Genomic DNA, 24,880 nt, shown 5'->3' on the forward strand with positions numbered 1-24,880 from the left:
GTTCTCTCCCTCGCCGATGAGCTGGCCGCCGGGGGTCCGGACGCGACCCTGCTCCCCGTCAGCCCCGAGGAGGCCGGGCAGGGGTTCTCAGGAGCGGCGACATCTTTCGGCCGGACGCCAACCAACTGCAAGAAATTGCAGTCCACCCGGCAGTCCACGGTCACCACTCGCGCCACGGGAGGTGAACCCACTCGCGGGGTCCGTCTTTTGCGGCATGTCGTCGGAAGAGGGGCGCCGCCATCGGCCCCAGGAGGCCCCTCCCATGATTCGCGTGCTACTCGTCGCCGGCCTCTCGGCGATCTTGATCCAACCCGTCCTCGCCCAGTGCGAGCTCGAGCCCCTCAGCCCCCAACTCCCGGCCACCTACGCAGAGTTCGGCGCTTCGATCGCGATGGCCGGCGACACGGCGGTGGTCGGGCAGCCGGGGCACTTTGCAGACCAGGGGCGCGTCAGCATCTTCCACCGCCAGGGGCCCGCTTGGGTGCTGGAGGCCGAGTTCAGCGGCTTCGACTCGGTGGTCGGTGATCGCTTCGGCGCGGCCGTCGACATGGTGGAGTTCGATGACTGGGTGGCCGGCTCGGCGGACAGGCGGCGCATCGCGGTGACGGCGCCGGGCGTGGACCTGCCGGGCAACGCCGCGGGCGCCGTGTACGTGTACGAGTCGCGCACGAGCGTGAACGACGGCGCGTGGGAGTTGATCGGCGTTGCCCAGGATCCCGGCTCGACCACGACGGTCGGCGGGTTCGGCGCGGCGGTGGCTATCTCGAAGGAGCTGCTGGTGGTCGGCAGTCCGCTCGACGACGCCGCCGGCGGGCCCGCCGGCGCGGCCCACGTGTTCGAGGTCGACAGCGAGCTCGTCCAGGTCAACCACACCATGGTCCTGTTCGACCCGAGCCACCATCCCTACCAGCGCTTCGGCGCGGCGTTGGACGTGCGTAGCTACTCGATCCTGGTCGGTGCGCCCGACGACCACGCCCTCTCGTCGGGAGCAGGTAGTGCGCACCTGTGGAGCGCGCAATACGGCGCCACGGTCAGCTACAAGGGAGAGTTGCAGGCGGACCCGACCGTCGACCAGGCCTTCGGCAGCTCCGTCTCGATCTCCTCTCCGCCCTCGAGCAGCTTGACGCTGGTCGCCGTGGGCGCGCCGCACCGCTCACCTGGCCAGGCCGGTCGCGTCTACATCGGAAAGTTCGGGTACGACTACTTGACCGGTTCGCCCTACTGGGGCTCGGAGATTGCCGAGATCGACGCCCCCGACCCGCAGGCGGGCGACCGCTGGGGCTGCCAGGTGCTGGCCGACGGCGACCGGCTCTTCGTCGGCGCCGGCGGCGCCGAGCTCGTGGCCGAGTTCCACGCCAACGACGTCCTCGAGTACGAGCTCGAACGCCAGTGGTCCTCGGTGACCGCGCCGGGAACCTCGGGCTTCGGTGAGCTGCTCGCCGCCAGCGATGACGACCTGCTCGTCGCCCTGCCGGGCGCCCACGGCGAGGTCGCCTACGGCGGTACCGTGCGCGACTTCCCGCTGGTCGGCTGGCTGTGCCCCGAGATCTGCGACGGGCCGCGTCTGCCGCTGTCCGGCGACGTCGCGGACGGCACCGGCTCCGCCGTGGCCCTCTCCGGCAAGACGCTGGTCGCCGGCGCTCCGCTGGCTCCGGGTGGCGGGTCGGCGACGATCTTCCGCCTCGACGGCGAGTGTTGGAGCGGCGCGCCGCTGCCGAGCCCCGAGTACCTGGATGCCGGCGATCGCTTCGGGGCCTCGGTCTGGGCCGACCGACACGACCGCTTCGCCGTCGTCGGCGCTCCCGGTGACGACAACTACGGCGCCACGGGCTCCGCACCCGGACCCGGCAGCGCCCACCTCTACGCACGCTCGAACGGCGAATGGCACTACGAGGCGAACCTGTGGAGCTTCGCCGTCCCCCAGGGCGGCGAGTACGGCCGCAGCGTCGTGGTCGGCGAACAATCCATCTTCGACGACTACGCCGCGGTGTCCTACATCGACTGGGACGGTGCCGGCGCCGTGCGCACCTTCCGCAGGGCCGGCCCGGGGAGTTGGGTGCAGAGCCTAGGACTGCGCGCGCCGAACGCCGCGCCCGGTGACGACTTCGGCGCCTGCATGGCCGCACGCGCCTGGGCCCTCTTCGTCGGCGCCCCCGGCGCTCGGGAGGTGCACTGCTACTCGACCAACCACGGCAACGCCGAGCACCTGCTGACGATCGGCGCCCCCGTCGACGCCGCGGGCTTCGGCGAGCGCATCGCAACGAATTCCAAATGGCTGCTGGTCGCGGCGCCCGAGGCCGGCCGGGTCTTCGCCTGGTGGCGCAACGACGAGCTGGACGGGTGGAACTACATCGGGGAGATTCCGCCTCCCACCGACGGCTACGACCTGGGCTTCGGCGCCGACGTCGCCGTCGCGTCCGAAGGCCTCTGCGTCTCGGCGCCCGGCTCGGGCGCAGTCCACGTCTACGAACGCAAGGGCGGCCAGTTCGTCCACCTGCGCCGCTACGACGCCCCCGGCGCGGGCCCCGGGGCCCAGTTCGGCGCTCGCATCCACGCCTTCAACGACCGACTTGCGGTGGGCGCCCCGGGCCAGGCTGAGGTCTACGCCTATGGCACCAAGCTGCCGCCCGGCTCCTTCGAGGGCGACGTCCACGCGATCTCGCTCAAGACCGGCGGGGTCCAGCCCCTGCGCCTGGACGCCGGCGTCGAGCGCGCGGGCGACATCTACTGGGTGCTCGGCTCGGTCACCGGCGTCGGCTCCACGCCCTTCCTCGGGGTGGACCTGCCGCTGGTTCCGGACGCCTACTTCAACCTGCTCCTGACCGCGCCGGGCGCCTCGCCGTTGCAACCGTCGCTCGGCCTGCTCGACGACGAGGGCCGCGCGACGGTCCAGGTCAGCGTGCCCCCGGGCCTGGGCCCGGAGCTCGACGGCCTGTGGGTCTGGCACGCCTTCTTCACCCTCGTCTCGCCCTTCGCCAGTGAGGCCGAGCACGTGAAGCTCTACTTCTGAGCCCTGATGCGCGCGAAAGACGGCACCGCCGGCCCAACCGGGCTGGCGGTGCCGCCTTCGTTCGGGGCCTGCTTCGACGGGCAATTGCGGGGGGTGGCTCACGAGGCCACCACAGGTCCGTATCCTGCGCCGCCGACGCCCCACGACCGAAAGCACCGACGCCACCCCCGGATCGCCAGCATGATCGTCTCGGTCGCCCTCGTCCTCGTCGGTCTGGCTCTGTTGGTCCTGGGTGGCGAGGTCTTGATCCGCGCCGCCAGTCGCATCGCGGACCTTGCGGGGGTCAGCCCGGCGGTGGTCGGCCTGACCGTCGTCGCGGCGGGGACGTCGATGCCGGAGTTGGTGGTGTCGCTGCGCGGGAGTTTGGGCGGGAGCGACGCCATCGCCGTGGGCAACGTGATCGGCTCGAACTCGTTCAACATCGGGGTGATCCTGGGTGTGTGCGCGTTGGTCGCGCCGCTGAAGATCACCGGTCGCACGGTTCGGCTCGAGTGGCCACTGATGCTGCTGGCGGCGTTCCAGCTCTACTTGTTGTCGCGGGACGGGCGAATCGATCGGCTGGAGGGGACCTTCTTCCTGGTGGCCTTCGTCGCCTTCGTGGCCTTCTCGCTGAAGATCGCGCACTCGGACATGGACCCGGGCGAGCGGTCGCAGTTCGCCGCGGCGGGAGTGCCAGGGCCCCGGCGGCGGCCGCGTGCCCTGGGCTACTCCGGGCTGAACGCCGCGCTCGGCTGCGGCCTCTTGGCGGGCGGCGCCGAACTCTTGGTCGTGGGCGCTACGGACCTGGCGCGATCGGTGGGCGCCACCGAGGAGGTCATCAGCCTGACCATCGTCGCCGCGGGCACCAGCCTGCCAGAGCTCTTCGCCTCGATCGCGGCGACGCGACAGGGCCGCGCCGACGTCGCGATCAGCAACGTGATCGGGTCCAACATCTTCAACGTCCTGGCGATCGTCGGCGTGGCCGCGACCGTTCGTCCGCTGAGCGTCTCTGCCGAGCTGATCGCTCGGGACTGTCCTTGGATGCTCGGGTTGTCGGTGCTGCTCTTGCCGCTGATGCGTAGCGGCTATCGGATCAGTCGGGGAGAGGGGTTGTTGCTGCTCGGAGCCTACGGCCTCTACCTGGAGATCCTGTTGAAGAGCTGAGGCGAGCCCGTCTCGACCGGGCTGACGCGCATTGCGCGAGGGGCGGTCCCGAGTTCCGTCACGACTAGGAAGTTGCGGACTGCGCTACGAGTTCCTCGATCGCGGGACCGCTCGCGCCGACGATTGTCCTTGTTGGGCACAAAGAATTCGAATCGGGCTGAAACCCCCTTCCGTGCCTGTCGGTAATGGTGGGCCAGACAATCCACCGTGTCCGACGGGAGGCCGAAATCATCATGCGGAAGTTCACCGTTTTCATTGTCGTCGTTGTCGCCGTGGTCGTGGCCCTCCTGCTCTCGACGGTCGGGGATGGGCGGTCGGCCGCCCACCCCCCTGCATCGAGTCGGCACGCCGAAGCTGGTTCGGTCGAGCTCGCTCCGATTCAGCAACCCGCGGCGCGAGGATCGGAACAGGAGGTGCGTGAGGAACAGGCTCCGCCCATCGCCCCGGCCGCAGATCAGGCTCCCGACGAGGAGCCTGGCGGCCCCTACTGGATCCGAGGCAACGTCTTCGATCGCAGCACCGACACGCCGGTGGCGAACCTGGTCGTCTGGACCGAGCGAGCCCTCACCCTGGAAAACGGGGTGCCCTATTCGGTGACCGACGAGTTCGGCGCCTTCGCGATCGAAGTTCCGCCGGGCACCCATGTCCTTGTCTTCCCACAACCCTTGGAGGGCGTCTTCTCTCCAGCCCCGGAGGAGGTCGTCGTGATCGGTGCCGACGTGTTCGTCACTTGCTACACGTACTCCGGTCCGCTGGCGACCCTCGCCGGCCACCTGCTGAGCGACGAGGGAGCCCCCCTGCCAGGAGTTCGCCTCGAGTTCTCGCCGTTCGAAGAGATGGTCGAGTTCCAGGGCAGGTCCTTTCCCCGCGCCGCGGCGACCCTACTCGGGACGGCGCAGACCCAGGACGACGGCTCGTTCCGCATCGAACTCCCGCCCGGCGAGCTCGTCGTTCACTCGAACGACTTCAAGGCCAACCCCTCCACCTCGCTGGGCGACGTCTTCAAGTCGGTCGTGATCGAAGCTCGACCGGGCACCAATCCGCCTCTCGAGTTGACCGGCGTCGCTGCGTCGGCGTGGGAGGGAGAGATCATCATCAACGGGAGCGTGAACCTGAGTCAGTCCTACATCCTCGCCTCGACTCCCGCGAGGGGCGAGTTGAGGGTGCATTTGGACGAGACCAGGACGGGGGCCCGGTGGGTGGCCGGCCCGCCATTCCAACTCGGCTCCCTCGCCCGAATTCATCTCGTGCTCGACGACGGCCGTGAGATCGTCCGAGAGCTTCTTCTGGTCGAGGGCCGACAGGAGATCGACTTATGAATTTGAAAGCACTTCTGGCAGGCACGGTGCTCGCCGTCCCCGTCTTCACATCCAGCGCGTTCGCCGGCCAATGGGCCGAGTACAGCGAGGGCTATCACTTCGGATGGCCCGGACACGACGGCTGGCCGGGCGACACCCCGGCCGGCCATCCGGGTGCCCCTCCCGGATGCCCGCCCAACGGTGGCCCGGGCGGCCCATCCCTACCCGGCTGGCCTGCTCCCGAAGGGGGCGACGCTGGTCCCGGCGGCGTCGCAGGCATGGGGGGCCCGGGATATCCCGGGACCTCGGGCCAACCCGATGGCGGCAACGGTGGTCCCGGTGGTGCGGGCCATGGCTACTCGCCGCCAAGCAACCAAGGTGGTCAGGGCGGCCCCGGCGGACCCGCATTTGGCATCGGCAATGGTGGCAGCGGTGGCATGGGAGGGGACGGCGCACCCGGCGGCACGGGCGGAACGGGCGGCCACGCTGCTGGAGGGGAAGGCGGCACGGGCGGACCAGGGGGTGACGGCAACGGCCAGTGGGCCGAGGGTGGAACCGGCGGCAAGGGCGGCAATGGCCTCGTGGGTGGCGATGGCGGCCCAGGCGGCACGGGAGGCGATTCCGGTCTAGGCGTCGGTTCGCTGGACGGCAACGGTGGAGATGGTGGTGACGGTGGCAACTCGCCTGCCAATCCGGGTGACGGCGGGCCGGGCGGCGAGCCCGGCAACGGAGCAAGCACGGGCTACGAGTCGTCCGGCGAACCTGGCGAGCCGGGCAATCCTGGTAAGGCCACTGGCGTCGCGACACCGGGCGCGCCGGGGCCCTCGAGTGGTCCCTCTGCATGGGAGGTCGGGTGGTCCTCCGTCATAAGTTCCGTCGTCGATGAGGCCGTCGAAATCGGTGTCGGCTTGTTCACCGCAAAGTGGCTGAAGAAGAAGTGACTGGGCTGGCGCGTCCTGTTGCGTGTCAAGGGGAGGCTCCGGTTCACTGCCCCTTGGCTCGGAGCCCCTTGGGAAGTGAGAGGCTCGACGTAGCTCCCACTGATCCCGGCTACCGTGTCATCGCGACCTGATCTCGGCGCATCCTTGGCACTTCGCAGTGTCGCCGTGTCCGTGTGGTTCGTCGAGTCGCGTAGTTGGGCGTCCCCCGATCGCTACATCGGGGGACGCTCGATCAGGCGTCCTTCAGCGGCCGCCGCCCGTCGGGGCCGAGGCCTCGGCGGTCCGTTCCTCGACCGGCGGGCTCTGCCACAGGATCTGGTGGATCTTCCACGTGTCGTCTTCCTTGACGAGGTGCAGGTAATCCTGACCCCAGTCGGCGATGAGCTTGCCGCAGGCGGTCTTGTCGGCGACGTCGTAGACCTTGATCTGGAAGGGCTCGAGCTCGCCGAGCTTGTTGCCGGCGTTCCAGGTGGTGGCCAAGCTCGTGGCCTGGTCGAAGGTCATCAGGCTGGGGCCCTGGTACTCGGCGGAGTCGTCCTCTCGCCAGTAGCCCATCTTCTGTACATCGGGCGAGAGGGCGTCCTCCAGGCGCTCGGGACGGGCCTCGTAGAAGGCGAGGACGTAGTTCTCGATGGACTCGTGAACGGCCTTCTCGTCTGCCGTCATGCGCTTCGCCTGCGGAGTGGCGAAGGCGATGGAAGCGGCGGCGAGGGCGATGGCGGAGATCGGGATGAGTTTGTTCATGGTTTGCCCTCCTCGGGCTGGTGCGGACGATACGGGGCTGCCAGCGAGGGATTGCGGCAATCCGGGTTCGCACACACGGCTTGCGCGGACGTGACCCATTCGAAACTGGGTTCTCGGAATCGGATGGAACCCGTCGCGCCGGTCCCGACGGTGGAGCCCGCGGGTTGCGTGCGAGTCAGCGCCGCTCGAGTCTGTGCGCGAGCCAGGCACGGGCGAAGGCCCAGGCTCGATCCGCGGACGTGGGCGGCAAACCGAGCACCCCCGCCGCATCACGCAGGGTGAGCCCCGAGAAGAATCGCAGACACACCAGCTCCGCGTGCAGCGGGTGCGGTCCACGCAATGCCTCCAGGGCCTCGTCCAGATCCAGCAGGGCGCCAGGATCTTCCTCGACCGAGAGGCTCGCGTCGTCGGCGGTCAGTCGCCGCCAACCTCCACCGCGCTTGACCGCCCCCTTCTCGCGCGCGCGATCCACCAGGATCCGTCGCATGGTGCGGGCCGCGACGCGGAAGAAGTGCGCGCGGCTGGCCCAGCCGACGCTCTTGTCCACCAGCCGCAGGTAGGCCTCGTTGACCAGGGCCGTGGGCTGCAGGGTGTTGCCGGGTCGCTCGCCGGCTAGTTGCAGGTCGGCCAGGCGGCGCAGCTCGTCGTAGAGCACGTTGAACAACTGCTTCGACGCGGCCTCGTCGCCGGCGTCGACCTGTTCGAGGATGCGGGTGACGTCGGTCAAGATCGGGCCTCGCCCTTGTTGCCCGCGCCGGCCGCTTCGAGTTTGGCCAGGATCCCGCGGGCCTTGTGGACTTCCAGGTGGTCCGGCCCGACCGCGGACTCGAGCAACTCGCAGGCGCGGCGCACGACGTCGAAGCCCTGCGCGCCCTCCCCCGCCGCCACCAGTGCTCGACCGTAGCTGAGCAGGATCGCTCCTCGCCGGGGGTGGCCCAGCGGCAGGCCTTCCGAGCGCGCCACGCCGTCCGCGCCCAACGCCACGGCACGCTCGACTTGCCCCATTTCGCGGGCCGCGCCTGCCACGTCGGACAGGGCCGCCATGACGAGCTCGTGCTCCCGTCCGAACTGGGCCTCGAGCCCGGCCAGGGCTTCCTCCAACGTCGACAGGGCCAGCTCCGCGCGCCCCGCATCGAGCTGGGCACGGCCCAGGGAGACCAGCATCAACAGCGTGTTCACGTGCTCGTCGCCGAGGACTAGGCGCGCGCGGGCTGCAAGGTCGGTGAGCTGCTCCACCGCGGTCTCGTGGTCGCCGAGCACCGATAGCAACCGCGCGTGGTTCCCCGCCAGGCTGAGGGTGTGGATGTCGTCCGCGCCGTGTACGGCGCGGCTGCCGGCCAGGCCCTCGCGATAGGCCCGGGCCGCCTCCTCGGTCCGACCGAGCTGTTCCAGCACCGCGCCGAGGTTGCTGAGCGCGCGCACCACCGTGATCGAATCCGCCCCGAGGGCGCGGCGCCCGGACTCCACGGCCCGGCGAAAGTGCCGCTCGCTGGCGACCCAATCACCCTCGTTCATCACCAACACCCCGAGGTTGTTGTGGGCGTCGATGGTGCGTTGATCGTCTTCGCCGGCCACCGCCGTCCAGCCCTCGAGGCAGGCCTCGTAAAAGGGTCGCGCCTCGATCAGGCGGCCCAAGCTGCGCAGGCACACCCCGTACGACTTGAGGCTCTCGAGGGTCTCGGGGGCGCTGAGTCCGAGGCCTTCGCGGCGCAGATCCACGGCGCGGGCCAGGGGCGTGGTCGCGCGCTCGAAGAGACCGAGTTTCAACAGCGCCTCGCCCTGGGACTGCAGCAGCGTGGCCTGAACCAGGGGTTCTGCGGACAACTCCGCGTCGATCGCTTCGCTGGCGGGATCGAACACCACCAGGGTCGAGACGCGCCGCGCGACGGTGGTGAAGTTCACGTGCTCGAGCCCGGCTTCGAGTCCGGCCAGCAAGTCGGCGCGGCGATCGTCCGCAAACCCAGCGCGTTCGAGCCCAGCGGTCGCGGCGAGCAGCAGCTCCGAGCGCATCGTGCTGCCGAGTTGCGCGGGATCCACACCGCTCAGGCGCGAGCCCTGGAAACGCGTGACCGGGTCCAGGGCCCGCTCGGCCCGCTCCAGCTCGCGCGCGAAGGCCGCTGCCGTGGGGTGGCGCCGACCGGGATCGCCTTCGGTCGCGCGGCGCACGATGGCGTCGATGTCGCGCTCGCAAATTTGGCGCAGGTGGGTCACGTCCACCGCGCAGCGCTCGATCTGGCCCAGCTCGGCCAGTCGCTGGCTGGGCACGATCGGGACACGCTGGCCCACTCGCCGGCGCAGCTCGGCCAAGTCCAGTCCCGCGAACTCCTTCGCTGGACTCGGCGTGGTGCCCGTGACCAACTCGAACAGCAACACCCCCAGGGCGAACACGTCCGCGCGCCCGTCGACGTCGTCCGGACCGGGCGCCAGGGCCTGCTCCGGCGCCATGTACTGGGGTGTGCCGACGAAGGCCGAGCGGCCGAGCCCACCCTCCTCACCCAACGCCGCCGCGCTCGCCACGCCGAAGTCGATCACCTTGGGCACCGGCTTGCCGTCCACGTGGGCCACCAAGACGTTGGCTGGCTTGAGGTCCCGGTGCACCACGCCGTTGCCGTGGGCGTGGTCCACCGCCAGAGCCACCTGCCGCAGGAGCACCAGCCGTTCGCGCAGAGCCAGGCCGCGCTCGTCGGCGTAACGAGTCAGCGGCGCACCGTCGACGCGCTCCATCACCAAGAAGGGTCGCCCATCCTCGGTCACGCCAGCGTCGATCAGGCGCGCGATCGCGGGATGGTCCATCAGGGCCAGGGCGCGCCGCTCCAGGTCGAAGCCATCGAGGAACGCGCCGCCGGCTCGGCTCCCGCGCAGGACCTTCAGCGCGGCCGCGGGCAGGTCCGTCCCATCGCGCCGGGCGAGGAAGACCTCACCACCCCCGCCCGAGCCCAGCCGCTCGAGCAGCCGGTAGGCCCCGACCCCATCGCCGGGACCCAACTCGGTCCCGTCGGCGCCCGAGAGGAACCCCTCGGCCTCCGCGTCCGCCGCCAGGAGGCCCTCGACGAAGGCACGCAGCTCGGGTCGCTCGGCGCAGTGGCGATCCAGGAACTCGCGTCGCGCCGCGGGGTCGGTCCGCTCGCGCGCCCCGTGGAACAGCTCCTCCTCGTCAGACGCTGGGAGCGGGAACGAGGAATCGGCCATGGTTGCACCCGCCGAGCCGGTGCGGGGCCCGCGGCGAGGGCGCGATCATAGCCAGGCGCGCCCCGCCCGTGGCGGGACGCGCCGCGCACCGATCACGGCCCGACCGTGACCTCGAGGCTGTCGCTCCAAAGCGGCGCGAGCTGGGCGTCGAGGCCCAGATCCAGCCCGAAGCGGAAGGTGTAGGCGCCGGCCGGCAACAGCGCGCCCGTCAGGATCGACGTCGGGCCGAGGGGCACGATCGGAGCCCACAGGGTCGGCACGGGCAGGGCCGAGGGCAGCCAGGCCAGGCTCGGCGTCAGCCAGAAGTTCCCGAAGGGCGTCTCGGCCCAGACCCACCACTCCGCGGGTGTGAAGAAGTAGTCGCCGGGGTCCAGGGACGCGCTGACCGTCAGGGGCGCGCCGGCGGCCAGGTCCAGGAAGCCCCCGACGCCGTTGCCCACGAGGGTCGGCGCCGGGGCGAGGGCGAACTCGTGCAGGTAGATGTCCTGCCAGCCGTTGGTGTCCGGTCCGGCCAGGTTGGTGGCGACCGACTCGAAGACCACGGTGCGACCGTCGGCAGACAGGGCCGGAGTCTTGGAGTGGTTGTTGGCCTCGCTACCCGACTGCGCCGGCGAGCGGCGCGTGTTGACGCCGTTCTGGCGATCGAACACGAAGACGTCGTAGAAGCCGCCGACGTCGCCGACCACGAGGTCCTTGGCCCAAGAGCCAAAGGCCACGAAGCGACCGTCGGCCGAGATCGACGGATCGTGACTGATCCCGGAGCCCGCGTCGCCATCGAGGGCAGTGCTCACGCGGATCGTGGTACCGGCCAGGCGATCGCGCAGGAACACGTCGAAGGCACCGTTCGTGTCGCCGGTGAATCCCACGCTCGCGCGGGACTGGAACGCCACGAAACGCCCGTCGGCGGAGATCGAGGGACCCTGGGAATCCGAGGCCGCTTGCTGTCCGAGGGGGCCGACACTCACGCGCTCGAGCGTGCCCAGGACCCGGTCGAACACGAACACGTCGGGGCTGCCGTTGGTGTCACCGGGCACCAGGTTGCTGGCCTGGGACGTGAACGCCACGAAACGACCGTCGTCGGAGAGCACCGGGTCGTAGCAGTTGTTGTCGACCTGCTGCCCTCCCAATCCGATCGTGATGCGCTCGAGGGTCCCCGCCCCGAAGTCGCGCACGTAGATGTCCCGGCCGGTGGGGTCTGCGGGCGCGAAGTTGGTCGACAGGGTCGAGAACGTCGCTACCGAGCCGTCGGCGTCCAAGGCCACCCAACTCGCCCCCTGGTCGGCGATCTCCCCGCCCAGGTTCCTGCTGAGCATGATCGTCGCGCCGGTCACAAGGTCGTGCCGGAAGACGTCGGGGTCGCCGTTGGTGTCGTCGTCCACCAGGTTGGTGGCCGCGGACTCGAAGGCTACGTAGCGACCGTCGCGGGAGATGGTGCAGCGCGAGCTCTTGCCGTTGGCCTGGGCGCCGCTCGAGCTGACACTGGCGCGCTTGGTGATCCCGGTTCCGCGGTCGTGGACGAAGATGTCGTCCACACCGTTGGTGTCCCCGGCGACCAGGTCGCTGGCGCCGGAGAGGTAGACGACGATCGAGCCGTCGCCGGAGATCGCCGGCGTCCAACTACTGAAGTTCGAGGGGCCCGAGCCGGCGTCGACGCTGATCAGCTCGGTGACCGAAGGGAGCTGGGCGGCGGAAGTAGCGGACAGGGCCAGGGCGGCGAGGGCGGAGCTTGCGGCGGGAGAGAAGGACATGGCTGGCACGGTTGGATGGGAGCTCGGGGCCGCCGATCGCCGGCGGGGACCCACTCGGAGCCCCATCCGACGACTCCGGCGCCTGTGGCGGGCAATCCGCTGAAATCTCCGCGAGCGGGGCGGCCCGCGCCCCGGCCCGCTCAGCGGCGGACCTGAGCCGTGCCCTTGCCCCGCGTGACCGGCCCTCGGGCCGCTGCTAGGACGGAGGCCCTCGACCCCACATCTCCCACTGGCCCCGAAGGAACCGATGCTCCCCGCTCTGCTCCTCGCGCTCCCCGCCGTCTCGCCCTCGCCCGTTCACCAGGAGGCGCCGGGCCCCGACGAGCCGACCGGCGGCGACCGCTTGATCGCCACGGTCCCCGACGACTACGCCCTGACTCGGAGCTACCAGCTCCCAAGTGGCTCCACCGGGAGCTCTTCCCTGCCCGTGACTTGGAGCCCAGATGGCACGCGAGTCGCCTATTACGGCGAGCGCGAGGGCGAGCTCTACGCGATCCTGAACGAGGAGCCCACCGGCGAGCAGGCCGACCTGGCCAACGCGCCCGTCTTCTCCGCCGATGGAGAGCACGTGGTCTGGTCCCACGCGAAGTCCAAGCGCGGTGGCAAGGAGGAGTGGCGCATCGTGGTCGACGACAGGCTCGCGGCCAAGGCGGACTGGGCCGGGCTGCCCGCCGTCTCCGAGGACGCGAGCACCGTGGCCTTCTGGACCAGGCCTGGTCACGAGGTCGACCAACAGGGCATCAGCGACATGCGGGACATGGTGCTGGTCTGTGCCCAGCGCAAGGGTGAGCGCTACAAGACCGTCGAGAGCGATGAGTACCCGTCGGCCGCGGTCATCGAGGCCCCGAGCCTGATCGAGCGTGGGCGGCGGGCGGCGGCTCCAGCGTTCGACGGCGTCCGGCTGGTCGTGGCCGCCGTCGGCGGCAAGCGCGACGAGCTGCTCTTCGAAGCCACCACCTTCGTGGTCCAGACCCTGCTGCACGGCGACAAGCCGCGGATCGCCGTCGTCACCTGGGATTGGGAAGCCACGCAGCCCGAGGGCACGCCCGAGGGCTTCCGCGCGCTGAGGCTCGAGGTCGACGGCCGCAACCTGGCGACCAACGCCGACGCGGCGGGGTCGCCGGCCTTCAGCGCCGACGGCAAGCACGTGGCCTTCATCTACAACCGCGCTGACAAGTTCGGCGTCGGACTCGACTCGACCCTGCTGCCGACCGGCGAGCACCCGATCACGCGAGTCGAGCCGTCGCCCGACGGGAAGCAACTGGCTTGGATCGCGCACCCGGGCGGGTCCTTGCAGGTCGCATCGTGGCTCACGCCCCAAGCCGGCCAGGTCGTCATGGGCGGCAAGGCACTCGTGGTGCGCGCGGCAACGAAGAAGAGCGCCGATCCCGAGGCCGGCCCCGAGTTCGACCACATCGGCCAACTGACCTACTCGCCGAACGGCGCGCACCTGGCCTACACCGCGCGCGACGGCGAAGGTTGGCACGTGGTGCTGGACGAGGAGCGCGCCGGGCCCTTCGAGCAGCTCGGCGAGCTGCACTGGACCGCCGAGGACCGCGTGGAGTTCGGCACCCGCGCCGGGCGCGAGCTCCGGTGGTGCGGGCTGGCGGCGAACTAGCCCCGCCCCGAGGACGCCGCGTCGGTGGCTCGATCCCCGGCGGGGCCACCCCCACCGGCGATGGGGCCCGAAACCCGGCCGGGGGCGCGAGGTCGGCGGCCCAGGCCCGCCCCTCCGGACGCTATAGTCTTCGCCCGTATGAGCGCAGAGATCCCCGCGTGGTTGGCCCTCGAGAGTGGCCTCGTGATGCAAGGGCGCGCCGTCGGCGCCGAGGGTGAGAAGGGTGGCGACCTGGTCTTCAACACGGCCATGTCGGGCTACCACGAGATTCTCACCGATCCGTCCTATGCCGGGCAGGTGGTCCTGATGACCTACCCGCAGATCGGCAACTACGGCGTGGTCGACGAGGACGCCGAGAGCGCGCGCGCGTGGCCGGAGGCCTTCGTGATGCGCGAGATGTCCTCGATCCACTCGAACCACCGGGCCACGAGCTCGCTGCCGGCCTGGCTGAAGGAGCAGGGCATCGTGGCCATCGACGGGATCGACACCCGCGAGCTGACCAAGCACGTGCGCGAGCGGGGCAGTCTGCGCTGCGTGGTCTCGACCACCGACGGCGACACCACCAGCCTGGTGGCCAAGGCCAAGGCCACGCCCTCCACCGACGGACGCGACCTGGCTTCGGTCGTGACCACCGGCGCCCCCTACACCTGGGCCGAGGGCTACCACGAGAGCTACCCCCACGAACTCGGGCGGGCCTTCGACGGCGCCGGCACCAAGGGCGGCGGCGAGCGCATCCGCGTGGTGGCCTACGACTTCGGCATCAAGCGCAACATCCTGCGCAGCCTGGTGCACTGCGGCTTCGACGTGACGGTGGTGCCCGCCGGCACGCCCGCCGACGATGCCTTGGCCCACGACCCCCAGGCGATCTTCCTCTCCAACGGCCCCGGCGACCCCGCCGCGGTCTCGAGCGGCATCGCGGCGGTCAGCGATCTGATCGGCAAGCGACCGATCTTCGGCATCTGCCTCGGGCACCAGATCCTCTCGATCGTGCTCGGCGCCAAGACCAGCAAGATGCCCTTCGGCCACCACGGCGCGAACCACCCGGTGCGCGACCTGCAGACGGGCAAGATCGAGATCACGAGCCAGAACCACTCCTTCGCGGTCGAGACGGACTCCCTGCCCGACCACCTGGAGCTGACGCACCTGAACCTCAACGACCACACGGTCGAGGGCATGCGTCACAAGACCGAGAAGGTCATGAGCGTCCAGTACCACCCGGAAGCCGCACCGGGCCCGCTGGACGCCGGACACCTGTTCTCGCGCTTCCGCGAGTTCGTGGCGGGCTGAAGGCCGCCGCGCGGGTGCGGACGCGCCGTTGCCGCCGGTCACGTGTGGTGGCGGTAGGAGCCCGGTCCGGTTGGCGGCCGTGCGCGGCAGATCTCGGCGATCGAGGGTAGCTTCGGGGCAGGCCCTGCTCCTCCCGGACAACTGCGCGAAACCGCCGCCAATGCTCCCCATCCTGCTCTGCGTTCCGCTGGCCTCCGACTGCGCCCCGCCGATCGCGCCCATCGCACTCGTCGGTCAGCCGACCCCCGATGGCGGGTCCCTGAGCATCGTCGTCGACCTGGCCGTCAACTCCTCCGGCGACTGGCTGGTGGTCGCCGACACGACGGCCACGACGAACATCGTCGACGACGTCGTCCTGTCTCCCACGGGCGTGGTCTACACCTGGGGCCAGTCCTTCGCCGAGCCGCCCGGCTCGACGCTGATCGCGGTCGCCCAGGAGCTGCAGCTCTCCGACGACGGCGTCGTGATGGCGCTCTTGCTGCTCGACGACCCGGCAGCCCTGCCCTCCTACGGCGGCCTGCACGTCGGCAACACGCTGGTGCTGGGAGAGGCGGAGCCGCTCGCTCTTGCGCCCTTCGCGCCCGGGAGCACCCTCGACGCGGGCAGCGACCTCTCGCTCGTCAGCGCGGGGAAGTTCGCCACGCAGGGCTTCATCACCCAGCCGGGCATGCCCGGCACGATCAGCGTCCTGATCACCGCCACGGTCGATCCCAAGACCGGCGCACTCCAGTCCCTGGCCGTGCCCTTCACCGAGGGGGACACCCTGGGGGGCGGCCAGGTGATCGGGTTCAACCAGTACTCCCCCGTGCTGAACGAGGCCGGGCAGCTCGCCTTCTCCGCGCTGATCGACCCCCCGGGCCCCCCCGCGGCTCGCTCCGCACTGTTCATCGACGGCCAGCTCCTGCTCGAAGAGCTGACGCCCGCGCCGGGGGTCGGGGTCACCCTGTCGAAGCTCGGGCGCTTCGACATCAACGCCTCGGGCCAGTGGGCGGCGCGCATCGCGGTCGCCTCGAGCTCGGACACCGACGGCGTGCTGCTGGTGGGTGGCGAGGTCTTGGCCCGCGAGGGCTCGCTCCTGTCGGGGAACCCCGCCCTGCCCCTGCGCACGATCTCCGAGTCGCCGGTGTTCCTGTCCGACGTCGGCAACGTCCTGTGGGCGGGCGATCTCGGCCTTCCCGTCCCCTCGGGCCAGCGGCGCGCTCTGTTCGTGGGCGACCAGGTCCTCGTGCGCGAAGGCGTCACCGTCGTCGACGGCGCGACCGTAACCCAACTGGACCTCGGTAGTGACGGCTTCGCCCAGAGCTCCAGCGGGCGCTACGTGATCTTCGAGGCCAAGCTCTCCGACGGTCGACAGGGCGCCTTCCTGGTGGACCGCGAACCGTCCCTCGCCAGCCCCGTCGCCGGCGTCACGGCGCTCTTCGGCTGCAACCCACTCGCGAGCTGCCTGGCCCCCACCGGTGGGTCCCTGGCCCTCGGCGCCAGCCTCCAGCTCGGACTCGCGGGCGGTCAGTCGCCCTCGGCCTCGCCCTTCCTGCTCCTGGCGGACGCGCCGCTGTTCACCCTCGCCCCCTGCGGACTGGAGCTCCCGGGCATCGGCGAGCTGCTGCTCTCGCCGGCGCCCCCCAACCCCTTCCTGATCCTCCCGGGCAACCCCGGCGCGGACCCCGCGCCCTTCACGCTCACGGTGCCGAGCACGCCCGGCCTCGCCGGCGTCCCCGTGTGGACCCAGGGCCTGTTCGTGGACTCCGGTCCGCAGCCCCTGCGACTCTCGAACGCGCTCGAGCTGCTGCTCGTGACCTGACCCGTTTCGCTACGCGAGCCGTGGCCGCGCCGGTCCGCGGATCGCCGCCGCGGACTGGTGCTCAGGGCAGTCGCCAGTGCCAGCGCAGGACGATGCAGGTCAGCGCGAGGAGCGCGGCGAGGACCACCCACACCGGACGCGCGCATTCCGCCGCCGGGTTCCGCTCGGCGCGCTCGTCGTCGATCAGGGCCGCGACCAACACGTAGGGCATCAGCGGTACCCAGATGCGACCGGCCTCGCCGCGCACGACCCCCGACAGGTCGAGCAGCAGCAGGCTGATCGCGAGGGTCCAGGCCACCGACGCGGCCAGGCCGCCCTCGCGCCGCGTCAGGCGCGCGATCAAGAGCACGCCTAGGGGCGGTCCCGCAAAGACGAACAGGTCCCAAAGATTGAAGAGGACCCAGGCCCCGTAGGAGCGTCGCGAAGTGAATTCCTCGGCGTGGACGCCCAGGGCCGCGCGCAGGCCGGCGATCGGGTCATAGCCGACGAGCATGGGCACGAAGAAGCCCAGCGCACAGACCGCGGCCGCCAGGGCCATGGGCGCTGCCACATCCCGGCCCGGGCGCGAGCCCCGCGCGAGTGACGACGCCGCGGCCATCAGCCCGCCGACGGCCATGAAGATCGGCGCGCCGAAGGAGCAGAACACGCACACACCCGCCAGGGCTCCGGCGCTGGTGGCCAAGGCCCAACGCTGCGCGGCGTTCCGACCGGGCGCGGTGGCCGTGGCCAACAGGGCCACCACGGTCAGTAGCAGCGGCACCAAGAGCTGGTCGAAGGTCGGCGTCATCAGCGCCAGGCCGGGGACCAGCGCAGTCAGCGCTCCGATCCCCGTGGCCCGCGAACGGCTCGCACCGAGGGCGCGTGCGAAGGCGGCGCAGGCGAGGGGAGCGAGGCTCGCGACGGCCAGCAGAACGAGCGCGCCGAGTAGTGCCGAGGCCACGTGAGCGTCCTGGGTCGGCGGTCCGCGTAGTGGCTCTCGATAGCCACCCGCCTCGCCGCGAGCCACGAGTGCGCGCTCCAGGCCCGGCGACGACGTGACCAGTCCGTGCAGTGCGCGATAGAAGACGATCGGGCCCGGCGGGTGGGCGCGGGCGTGGGTCGGCAGGTCGGGCAATAGCTCGTCGAAGCGCGCGAGGAACACGCCCACGTCGCGAGCGTCCTCACTGACGGCCACCGTGTGGTACGAGGTGAAGCCCTTCGACAGGGTCCGGCGCACGAGCACGTCGACGGCTCCGTGGCCGTCTTCCATGGCCGCCAACGACGTCGTCAGGCCAAGGCTGCCGATCGAGGCCGCCAGCAGCCAACCCGTCACGACGAGCCGGCCGGCACGATCGAGCCTCGCGCTGCCTGCGCCGACCACGAGGGCGATCAGCACCACCGACCACAGCACCGCGCCGGCCACCCCGTGTTCAGGGGTGGCCTCGCGCAGGCCCCATTGCCACTCCGGCGGCCAGGGCGCCGGGCCGCGCAGCAAAGGCGTGGCGTCCCCGGCTACCGCCGCCAGAAGCGCCACGGTGACAGCGGCGGCTGCGATGGTGGCTACGCGGGGGGAAGAGAGGACGCGGGGCATGGAGTCGCGGCGAAGACGCGTCGTCAGCGGGGCCGGCTGACCCCGACCGGGCCATCGACTCGTGCCTCCGCACGACGGGGCCAGGACAGTAGCCGGTGGGCCCTGCCGGCGACAGCCGCGGCGCACGGGCGGCGATGGACTCGGGGCGCCCGCCGAGTCCAAGATGCTCGCTCTCCCCACTCCCCATCTGCCCGAGAGCGACCCCATGCCCCTGATCGAGATCAAGTCCCTCCCGCCCGCCGACCCCCTGGACCGTTCCGCAGTCCTTGCGCGGGTCAATCGAGCGGTCGCCGACGCCGCCGGCCTGCCGATCGTCGCGGTCTGGTCCGTCTGGACCGAGCTGGAGCCCGGTTGCTACGTCGAGGGCGAGAGGGCCGCTTCCGAACAGCCCACGGGCACCCATCCGCCGATCGTCCGCATCGTGGCCTACGAGGGTCGGCGCAATGACACGGTCGTGGCCATGCTCGAGGCCGTGGCCCAGGTGCTGGGGGATGCCCTCTGCGACGGTGAACCCAATGTCTTCGCAACCTATGAGGAAGCTCGCTCCGGACGGGTCTTCACCGGCGGCAGGGTGCGATACACCGACTCGGCCGACATCGCGCCGCCCGCCGAGGCCTGAGGATCTCCTGCCCCCCGTCCTCCCGACCGGCCGACGACGTCCTCCACTGCTAACCCGACCCCATGAACGAACCTGTCCTCTACTACACCCCTGGCACTTGCGCCCTGTCCGAGCTGATCTGCCTGGAGTGGATCGGCGAGCCCTACCGCCTGTGCCGGGTGGCCCGCGACGAGCGCGCTAGCGAGGCATTCCTGGCGCTCAACCCCCACGGCTCGGTGCCCGTGATGCGCTTCGGCGACCGCGTGATGGCCGAGAACCTCGCCCTGCTCCTGCGCCTGGCCGACACCAACCCGTCCGCCAAGCTCGCCCCCCCGGCGGGCAGCCCCGAGCGCGACGAGCTGCACTTCTGGCTCTCCTACATCGGCAGCCGCTTCCACGTGGCCTTCTACCCGGTGTTCAAGGCGTCGCGCTACTCCGACCGTGAGGACCTCGCCGAGCACCTCAAGCAGCAGGCCCTGCTGCAGGTCGGCAAGGAGCTGGCCTTCCTCAACGAGCGCTTCACCGGGCGCCAACACGCGGTCGGCGACTCGCGTACCGTCGTGGACGCCTACTTCAGCGCCACCGGGCGTTGGGGTCGGCGCTTCTTCGACTACCCGGCCGTGAGTCCCGAGTTCGACCGCTACCTGAAGGGCCTCGAGGCTGACCCTGGCGTGGCCCGCGCCCTGAAGATCGAGGCCGGCGAGATCGAAGGGCCCGACGGCGCTCTGCTCGGTCACGTCGCACTCGCCTGACGAAAGACTCACGATGCGCCCGCTCGCTCTGCTCTCGATCCTGACGATGTTCGTCGCCGCCGCACCCGCCGCAGCGGCCCGCCAGGACGAGCCCGAGCGCTGGCGCTGCACCCTGGACCTGGGCGACGAGGAGCTGCCCTTCGAACTCGCCATCGAGGGCGAGCGGGCGTTCATCGTCAACGGGTCCGAGCGCATCCCGGTGGTGGAGTTCGAGCGCACGGCGGAGCGCCTGGCGCTCGGCTTCCCCCACTTCGACTCGAGCATCGAGGCCACGCGGCGCGCGGACGGTTCCTTCGAGGGCACCTGGCGCAAGCACCGGCGCGGCGACGACGTGGCCCAGGTGCCCTTCCGCGCGACGCCCGGCCTGCCCTGGCGCTTCGAGCCACGAGGCGGCATCGGCCCCGCGCCCGACCGGGTCGCCGGGCGCTGGCGGGTGGACTTCGAGTCTGACGACGCGGACGCCGTGGGCCTGTTCGAGCCTACCGGTGACGGACTGGACGTGTCCGGTACCTTCCTGACGCGCACCGGCGACTACCGCTACCTGGCCGGCGAGTTCGCCGCCTCGACCCTGCGCCTGTCCTGCTTCGACGGGGCCCACGCCTTCCTGTTCGTCGCGACCCTCGAGGGCTCCGGCAAGCTGTCGGGGCACTTCCGCTCCGGCAACTGGTGGCGCGAGGCCTGGACCGCGGTGCGCGACGACGACGTGGCCCTGCCCGACGCCTTCGGCGAGCTCGACCTGCTCGAGTCGGGCAGCGTGGACGAGGTGCTGGTGCTCACGCCCGACGGCACCGAGCACACCCTGGGCGCCCTCGCAGCCCCCGCGGACCGACCGGTACCCCGCGCGACCCTGGTGCAGATCCTGGGCACCTGGTGCCCCAACTGCCTGGACGAGACCGAGTACCTGAAGCAGCTGCACGCGCGCTACGCGGACCGCGGCCTGTCGATCGTCGGTCTGTGCTTCGAGCTGTCCGGCGACGCCGCACGCGACCGGGCGCAGATCGCGCGCTACCGCGAGGTGCGCGGTGTGCCCTACCCCATGGCCCTGGCCGGCGAGGCCGACAAGCCGGCGGCGGCCGCTGCCCTGGGCCTGGTCGATCGCGTGCTGTCCTTCCCGACCACGCTCTTCGTCGACGGTCGCGGACTCGTGACCCGGGTCCACTCGGGCTTCAGCGGCCCCGCCACCGGCGAGGCCCACGCGCACCTGCGCGAGGAGTTCGAGGGCACGATCGAAGACCTGCTCGCCGCGGAGCCGACCCAGGACGCGACCTGGGCCGAGTTGACCAGCGAGGACTGGTTCGACTGGAGCGCCTTCGCCGGCGCCACCTGGACCTTCCGCGACGCCGCCGACGGTGTGCGAGAGGTCCACGAGGACGTGCACGGCAGCGGCGTGCCGACCATCCGCGAAGAAGTGCATCCCGTGCGCTTGGCCGGCAGCACCGTGTTCATCGGCGAAGAGCCGTGGATCCTCGATCGTCGCGCGCGGGTCCTGCGCCGGGCCGGCCAGCCCCTGCGGCGCCTGTCGCGCGACTCCATCGCGCCCCTGGTGTTGGAGGACTCCACCGAGCCGGCCGAGCTCTTCGGGCTGCTCGAGCACGAGTCCGCCCTGAAGCGCCGCGAAGCGCTGGTAGCCATCGGCTACATGGCGCGCTATCGCAGCGACGTGACCCTGCCGGACCTGGCGCCGTTCATCACGGCCGAGGACCCGGCCGTGCGCCGCGTCGCCGCCGCCATCGCCGGCGCCGCACGCCAGGGCGCCTCGCTGGAGGCCCTGGCCGCGGCCCTCGACGCCGCCGATCCGCGCCTGCGTGCGATCGCGGCCCACTCCCTGGCGCTGATGGGCGAGTTGCCGGACGCGTACACGCAGCGGCTGGCGCGGGCGGTGGCGACCGATCCCTTCCCTTCCGTGCGCGGCGAATGAGCGGCGCGCGGCTCGGGTTCACCCGGAGCCCCGCCCCGTTCCTCCCGGCTGCCCGATAGGTTGGCGGATCCGCAAGCTGCGGACCCTGCCACCTGATCGAGGCCCTTGAATGAAACTGCGCATCGCCCTTGCCCTCGCTGTCTCGCTGCACCTCGTCGCCTCCGCGCGGGCCCAGAGCTCCGAGCAGGGTGGCGTGCAGCTCGAGACCCTCGCCGCGACATCCTCCGACTACGCCGCCAACGACAGCGCGTACGCGGTCGCGGCCCACGGCGGCGTCGCCTACATCGCGGGCGAGGGGAGCAGTCCCTACGGCAGCCGCTGGTTGATCCGCGCCCGATCGATCGCGAACGGTGCGAAGCTCTGGTCGGTGGACTTCGCCCTCCAGTCGGGCATGTTCGACGCGGAGGTCAAGGACGTGGCTCTCGCGCCGGATGGCACGACGCTCTACGTCGCCGGCCGCCTCGCCGCCTCTTCGCCCTTCGACACGGACGCTACGGTCCTGGCCCTGGACACCCTCGACGGAAGCATCCGCTGGGTGGCGCAGATCGACGGCGCGGGCGCGGGGGACGAAGCGGCGGCCCTGGCCATCTCGCCGGACGGGCAGAGCCTAGCGCTCACCGGCCACGTGGTGGACGGGACCCCCGGCCTCGGACACCGCCTGCTGGTGGCCGTGCTGGAGCCCGCCACCGGCGACGTTCGATGGGACTGGCGCTTCGACGCCGATCCGGCCACCGACGACGTCGACAAGGGCGTCGACGTGGCCTTCGCTCCCGATGGCGCCGCGGTCTTCGCCTGCGGCATCGTCTCGCCCCCGCAGAGCGGCACGGTCTACGGGACCTACGCCCTCGCCTCGGCGACGGGCCAGCTCGCGTGGTCGCACCACTACACCGGCGCCTTCGCGACCGAGAGCGCGCCCCTGGAGCTTTCGACCAACGGCAGCCAGGTGGTCGTCGTCGGCCGCCACGAGTACACATCGAGCTCCGCCGTGCTCGACGGGACCCTGGCCCTGGATGCGAGCTCCGGCCAGCAACTGTGGACCACCTCCGGCCCTGGTCAGGTCGGCATCAACAGCTCCCGCGCGATCGACACCGACGGCGCCGACTTCTTCGTCGCCGAGGCCAAGGCCAACACCTTCGAGGGCTCGAAGTGGATGGCGGTCAAGCTCGACGGCGCAACCGGCGCGCGCCTGTGGGAGAGCCCCTTCACCCTCTCCGCCTGGCCCCTGGCCAGCCTCGATCCCGTGGCCGTGGCCCACGACCCGGCGACGAACACGGTGCTGGTCGCGGGCACGCGGGACCTGAACGGGCTCTCGGCCAGCGACGACATCAACCCGATGACCCTGGCCTACGACGGAGCCACCGGCGCCGTGCAGTGGCTGCGGGTCTGGGACTCGCCGAGCTCGACCAGCGACCGGACCTTCGACCTGGCCCTGGACGGCGCGCGCCTGGTCACCGTCGGCTCGAGCTTCGTGCCGGCCGAGGGTCTGGGCATGGGCGTGCGCTGCCGCGAGATCGCGAACGGCAACCCGCCCTGGAGCACGATCATCCAGGCCCAGGGGGCCGCGGCTGATCGCCCCGATGCGCTGGTGATCGACCCCCAAACGGGCGACCCCTTCAGCCTCGGCATGCTCTTCGGCGGGGCCAAGGCCGTGGCCAAGATCGTTCGCATCGAGCGCGCTTCGGGCGCGACCCTGTGGAGCTACGTCGACGACCCGGGCACGGTCAGCGGCGGCACCTTCCTCGCAGGTCGCCTCTCCGCGGACGGGCACACCCTGTACGCGCTGGGCTACGACGGCGAGGACGTGCTCGCGGTGGCCCTCGACGCCCACACGGGCGCGCTCCTGTGGCGGCGGACCATCGACGGTCCGGCCGGGCGCAAGGATCGCGGCCGGGACCTGCTGCTCTCGGCCGACGGTCAGACCCTGTTCGGCCTGGCGACGGTCGACTCGTCGACGATCGTGGTCAACCCGGGCGAGGAGGAGGCCATGCTGACCCTGGCCCTCGACGCTGCCAGCGGTGCGGACCTGTGGTCGGCGGTCCACGACCCCACCACCGAGGACGAGAAGGGTCTGCGCCTGGTCCTGTCCCCCGACGGGTCGAAGCTGTTCAGCCTGGGCACGCGCGACACGCTCGTCGGCGCGCCGCTACAGGACGACATCGAGGTCGCCGCCTACGACGCGGCCAGTGGCGCCTTCCTATGGGCTGGCGGTTACTCGGCCGGCGCCGTGCCGATCTCCTCGTGGAACGACAAACCCCTCGCCGGCCGGGTCAGCGACGACGGGGCGCGGCTGGCGATCGTGGGCGCGAGCGACGGCTCCTGTTGTGACGACGGGCGCGCGGCCCTGTGGGTCGTGGACACGACCAACGGCGCGCTGATCCTGCGCACCTTGGCGCCGCTCCCCGGCGAGGACTTCGAGCCCCGTGCCGCCGCGTTCACGCCCGACGGCTCGCGCGCCGTCGCTGTCGGTAACGTGGGCAGCTCGCTCGGCACGGGCGCCGTCGCGATCGACATCGCGAGCGGCCTGGCGCCGTGGGCGTCGACCTACCCGCTCGGCGGCCCGACCCCACCGGCCGTCTTCACCAGCCTCGACGCCGTCGTCATCGCGGCCGACGGGGCTACGGCCCTCGCCGCCGGCCGCGACCTGGACCACCGCCTGTTGACGATGGGGATCGACGTGGCTTCCGGGACGGAGCTGTGGCGCGCGGTCTTCGACCCGCCCGGGGCCACCGACGCCGTCACGACCAAGGGCGCGCGGGCGGTGGCCTACGACGACTTGCGACGGCTGGTCTGGACGGCGGGCGACGGTCCGCTCGTGGGCACCGACGTGGACGGCCTGGTCCTCGGCTATCGCGACCCGACGCTGCTCGGCCAGGAGTCGACTCTGTCCCTGTCCGCCGGTGGCAGCCAAGCCCTGACGGCGCGCGCGGGGCCCAACTTCGCGGGTGACTTCCACCTGCTGCTGGGCTCGCTCACTGGAACGACTCCGGGTTTGCCCCTCGGGATCGGCACCCTCCCGCTGAACGTCGACAGCTACACCCAACTGACCCTGAGCGAACCCGGCTCGAGCTTCCTGCCGGGGTCCTTGGGCGTGCTCGACTCGACTGGCAGCGCGAGCCTCGCGCTCGTTGTCCCCGCGGGCACCAACCCGGCACTGGCCGGGCTCACCGTGCACCACGCCTTCGTCGCGCTCCACGTGAGCGCCACGGAGCTCTCGTTGTCCCTGGTCTCCAACGCGATCGGCGCGACGCTGGTTCCCTGACCGC

At 71.2% G+C, this 24,880-nt stretch carries 16 protein-coding genes; 11 read left to right on the forward strand and 5 right to left on the reverse strand.

The window, feature by feature from the left end; translation table 11 throughout:
- Positions 1–262: 262 nt before the first annotated feature.
- The 4 genes from Pla133_RS23150 to Pla133_RS26685 all read left to right on the forward strand — a co-directional run bounded on the left by Pla133_RS23150 (position 263) and on the right by Pla133_RS26685 (position 6,392).
- Positions 263–3,010, forward strand: a complete 2,748-nt coding sequence (locus tag Pla133_RS23150; protein ID WP_145069748.1) for a hypothetical protein — start codon at positions 263–265, stop codon at positions 3,008–3,010.
- A gap of 180 nt (positions 3,011–3,190) precedes the next feature.
- On the forward strand, positions 3,191–4,153 hold the full coding sequence (locus Pla133_RS23155; protein ID WP_419191882.1) for a calcium/sodium antiporter: 963 nt from the start codon (positions 3,191–3,193) through the stop codon (positions 4,151–4,153).
- Positions 4,154–4,386: 233 nt separating this feature from the next.
- Entirely contained in the window at positions 4,387–5,472 is a 1,086-nt protein-coding gene (locus Pla133_RS23160) for a peptidase associated/transthyretin-like domain-containing protein (RefSeq protein ID WP_145168507.1), read from the forward strand.
- Positions 5,473–5,729: 257 nt separating this feature from the next.
- Complete coding sequence (locus tag Pla133_RS26685; protein WP_419191883.1) at positions 5,730–6,392, forward strand: hypothetical protein; 663 nt, start codon at positions 5,730–5,732, stop codon at positions 6,390–6,392.
- Positions 6,393–6,635: 243 nt separating this feature from the next.
- Here the strand turns inward: Pla133_RS26685 and Pla133_RS26690 are convergent, their stop codons facing one another.
- The 4 genes from Pla133_RS26690 to Pla133_RS23185 all read right to left on the reverse strand — a co-directional run bounded on the left by Pla133_RS26690 (position 6,636) and on the right by Pla133_RS23185 (position 12,073).
- On the reverse strand, positions 6,636–7,136 hold the full coding sequence (locus Pla133_RS26690) for a nuclear transport factor 2 family protein (protein ID WP_419191884.1): 501 nt from the start codon (positions 7,134–7,136) through the stop codon (positions 6,636–6,638).
- Between the two features lie 175 nt (positions 7,137–7,311).
- Positions 7,312–7,863: an ECF-type sigma factor gene (locus Pla133_RS23175; protein WP_145069755.1), complete on the reverse strand. Its 552-nt coding sequence runs from the start codon at positions 7,861–7,863 to the stop codon at positions 7,312–7,314.
- Positions 7,860–10,325, reverse strand: a complete 2,466-nt coding sequence (locus Pla133_RS23180; RefSeq protein ID WP_145069757.1) for a serine/threonine-protein kinase — start codon at positions 10,323–10,325, stop codon at positions 7,860–7,862. Before Pla133_RS23180 ends, Pla133_RS23175 begins: the two co-directional genes overlap by 4 nt.
- A gap of 92 nt (positions 10,326–10,417) precedes the next feature.
- Entirely contained in the window at positions 10,418–12,073 is a 1,656-nt protein-coding gene (locus Pla133_RS23185; protein WP_419191885.1) for a TolB family protein, read from the reverse strand.
- 247 nt (positions 12,074–12,320) lie between these two features.
- Here Pla133_RS23185 and Pla133_RS23190 point away from each other — a divergent pair, with 247 nt between their 5' ends.
- The 3 genes from Pla133_RS23190 to Pla133_RS23200 all read left to right on the forward strand — a co-directional run bounded on the left by Pla133_RS23190 (position 12,321) and on the right by Pla133_RS23200 (position 16,779).
- Positions 12,321–13,691 (forward strand): TolB-like translocation protein, encoded by a 1,371-nt coding sequence (locus Pla133_RS23190; RefSeq protein ID WP_145069761.1) that lies wholly within the window; start codon positions 12,321–12,323, stop codon positions 13,689–13,691.
- 138 nt (positions 13,692–13,829) lie between these two features.
- Positions 13,830–14,978: a glutamine-hydrolyzing carbamoyl-phosphate synthase small subunit gene (gene carA, locus Pla133_RS23195; RefSeq protein WP_419191886.1), complete on the forward strand. Its 1,149-nt coding sequence runs from the start codon at positions 13,830–13,832 to the stop codon at positions 14,976–14,978.
- A gap of 160 nt (positions 14,979–15,138) precedes the next feature.
- Positions 15,139–16,779 carry a hypothetical protein gene (locus Pla133_RS23200; RefSeq protein ID WP_145069763.1) on the forward strand — a complete coding sequence of 547 codons (1,641 nt, stop codon included), beginning with the start codon at positions 15,139–15,141 and terminating at the stop codon, positions 16,777–16,779.
- A 61-nt stretch (positions 16,780–16,840) separates the two neighbouring features.
- On the opposite strand, the gene Pla133_RS23205 is transcribed toward Pla133_RS23200, so the two are convergent.
- Positions 16,841–18,349 carry a hypothetical protein gene (locus tag Pla133_RS23205; protein ID WP_145069765.1) on the reverse strand — a complete coding sequence of 503 codons (1,509 nt, stop codon included), beginning with the start codon at positions 18,347–18,349 and terminating at the stop codon, positions 16,841–16,843.
- Between the two features lie 163 nt (positions 18,350–18,512).
- Between Pla133_RS23205 and Pla133_RS23210 the strand changes: the two genes are divergently transcribed.
- The 4 genes from Pla133_RS23210 (at position 18,513) to Pla133_RS23225 (ending at position 24,876) form a co-directional block, all read left to right on the forward strand.
- Positions 18,513–18,968, forward strand: coding sequence for a hypothetical protein (locus Pla133_RS23210; RefSeq protein WP_145069767.1), 456 nt, complete (start codon positions 18,513–18,515; stop codon positions 18,966–18,968).
- 62 nt (positions 18,969–19,030) lie between these two features.
- Positions 19,031–19,699, forward strand: a complete 669-nt coding sequence (locus Pla133_RS23215; RefSeq protein WP_145069770.1) for a glutathione S-transferase family protein — start codon at positions 19,031–19,033, stop codon at positions 19,697–19,699.
- Between the two features lie 13 nt (positions 19,700–19,712).
- Complete coding sequence (locus Pla133_RS23220; protein ID WP_145069772.1) at positions 19,713–21,617, forward strand: TlpA disulfide reductase family protein; 1,905 nt, start codon at positions 19,713–19,715, stop codon at positions 21,615–21,617.
- A 109-nt stretch (positions 21,618–21,726) separates the two neighbouring features.
- A complete protein-coding gene (locus Pla133_RS23225) occupies positions 21,727–24,876 on the forward strand; it encodes an outer membrane protein assembly factor BamB family protein (protein ID WP_145069773.1) in 3,150 nt (1,049 codons plus the stop codon).
- The last annotated feature ends 4 nt before the right edge of the window (positions 24,877–24,880 follow it).

Origin of the sequence: Engelhardtia mirabilis (assembly GCF_007748095.1) — a bacterium.
In the GTDB taxonomy this organism is placed as follows: Bacteria; Planctomycetota; UBA1135; order UBA1135.

What these genes read in the sequence shown, in the direction of transcription:
- Pla133_RS23155 (WP_419191882.1), top strand. Translation starts at nt 3,191, where the DNA reads ATGATCGTCTCGGTCGCCCTCGTCCTCGTCGGTCTGGCTCTGTTGGTC.
- Pla133_RS23210 (WP_145069767.1), top strand. Translation starts at nt 18,513, where the DNA reads ATGCTCGCTCTCCCCACTCCCCATCTGCCCGAGAGCGACCCCATGCCC.
- Pla133_RS26690 (WP_419191884.1), bottom strand. Translation starts at nt 7,136, where the DNA reads ATGAACAAACTCATCCCGATCTCCGCCATCGCCCTCGCCGCCGCTTCC.
- Pla133_RS23150 (WP_145069748.1), top strand. Translation starts at nt 263, where the DNA reads ATGATTCGCGTGCTACTCGTCGCCGGCCTCTCGGCGATCTTGATCCAA.
- Pla133_RS23185 (WP_419191885.1), bottom strand. Translation starts at nt 12,073, where the DNA reads ATGTCCTTCTCTCCCGCCGCAAGCTCCGCCCTCGCCGCCCTGGCCCTG.
- Pla133_RS23160 (WP_145168507.1), top strand. Translation starts at nt 4,387, where the DNA reads ATGCGGAAGTTCACCGTTTTCATTGTCGTCGTTGTCGCCGTGGTCGTG.
- carA (WP_419191886.1), top strand. Translation starts at nt 13,830, where the DNA reads ATGAGCGCAGAGATCCCCGCGTGGTTGGCCCTCGAGAGTGGCCTCGTG.
- Pla133_RS23225 (WP_145069773.1), top strand. Translation starts at nt 21,727, where the DNA reads ATGAAACTGCGCATCGCCCTTGCCCTCGCTGTCTCGCTGCACCTCGTC.
- Pla133_RS23205 (WP_145069765.1), bottom strand. Translation starts at nt 18,349, where the DNA reads ATGCCCCGCGTCCTCTCTTCCCCCCGCGTAGCCACCATCGCAGCCGCC.
- Pla133_RS23220 (WP_145069772.1), top strand. Translation starts at nt 19,713, where the DNA reads ATGCGCCCGCTCGCTCTGCTCTCGATCCTGACGATGTTCGTCGCCGCC.
- Pla133_RS23200 (WP_145069763.1), top strand. Translation starts at nt 15,139, where the DNA reads ATGCTCCCCATCCTGCTCTGCGTTCCGCTGGCCTCCGACTGCGCCCCG.
- Pla133_RS23215 (WP_145069770.1), top strand. Translation starts at nt 19,031, where the DNA reads ATGAACGAACCTGTCCTCTACTACACCCCTGGCACTTGCGCCCTGTCC.
- Pla133_RS23180 (WP_145069757.1), bottom strand. Translation starts at nt 10,325, where the DNA reads ATGGCCGATTCCTCGTTCCCGCTCCCAGCGTCTGACGAGGAGGAGCTG.
- Pla133_RS26685 (WP_419191883.1), top strand. Translation starts at nt 5,730, where the DNA reads ATGGGGGGCCCGGGATATCCCGGGACCTCGGGCCAACCCGATGGCGGC.
- Pla133_RS23190 (WP_145069761.1), top strand. Translation starts at nt 12,321, where the DNA reads ATGCTCCCCGCTCTGCTCCTCGCGCTCCCCGCCGTCTCGCCCTCGCCC.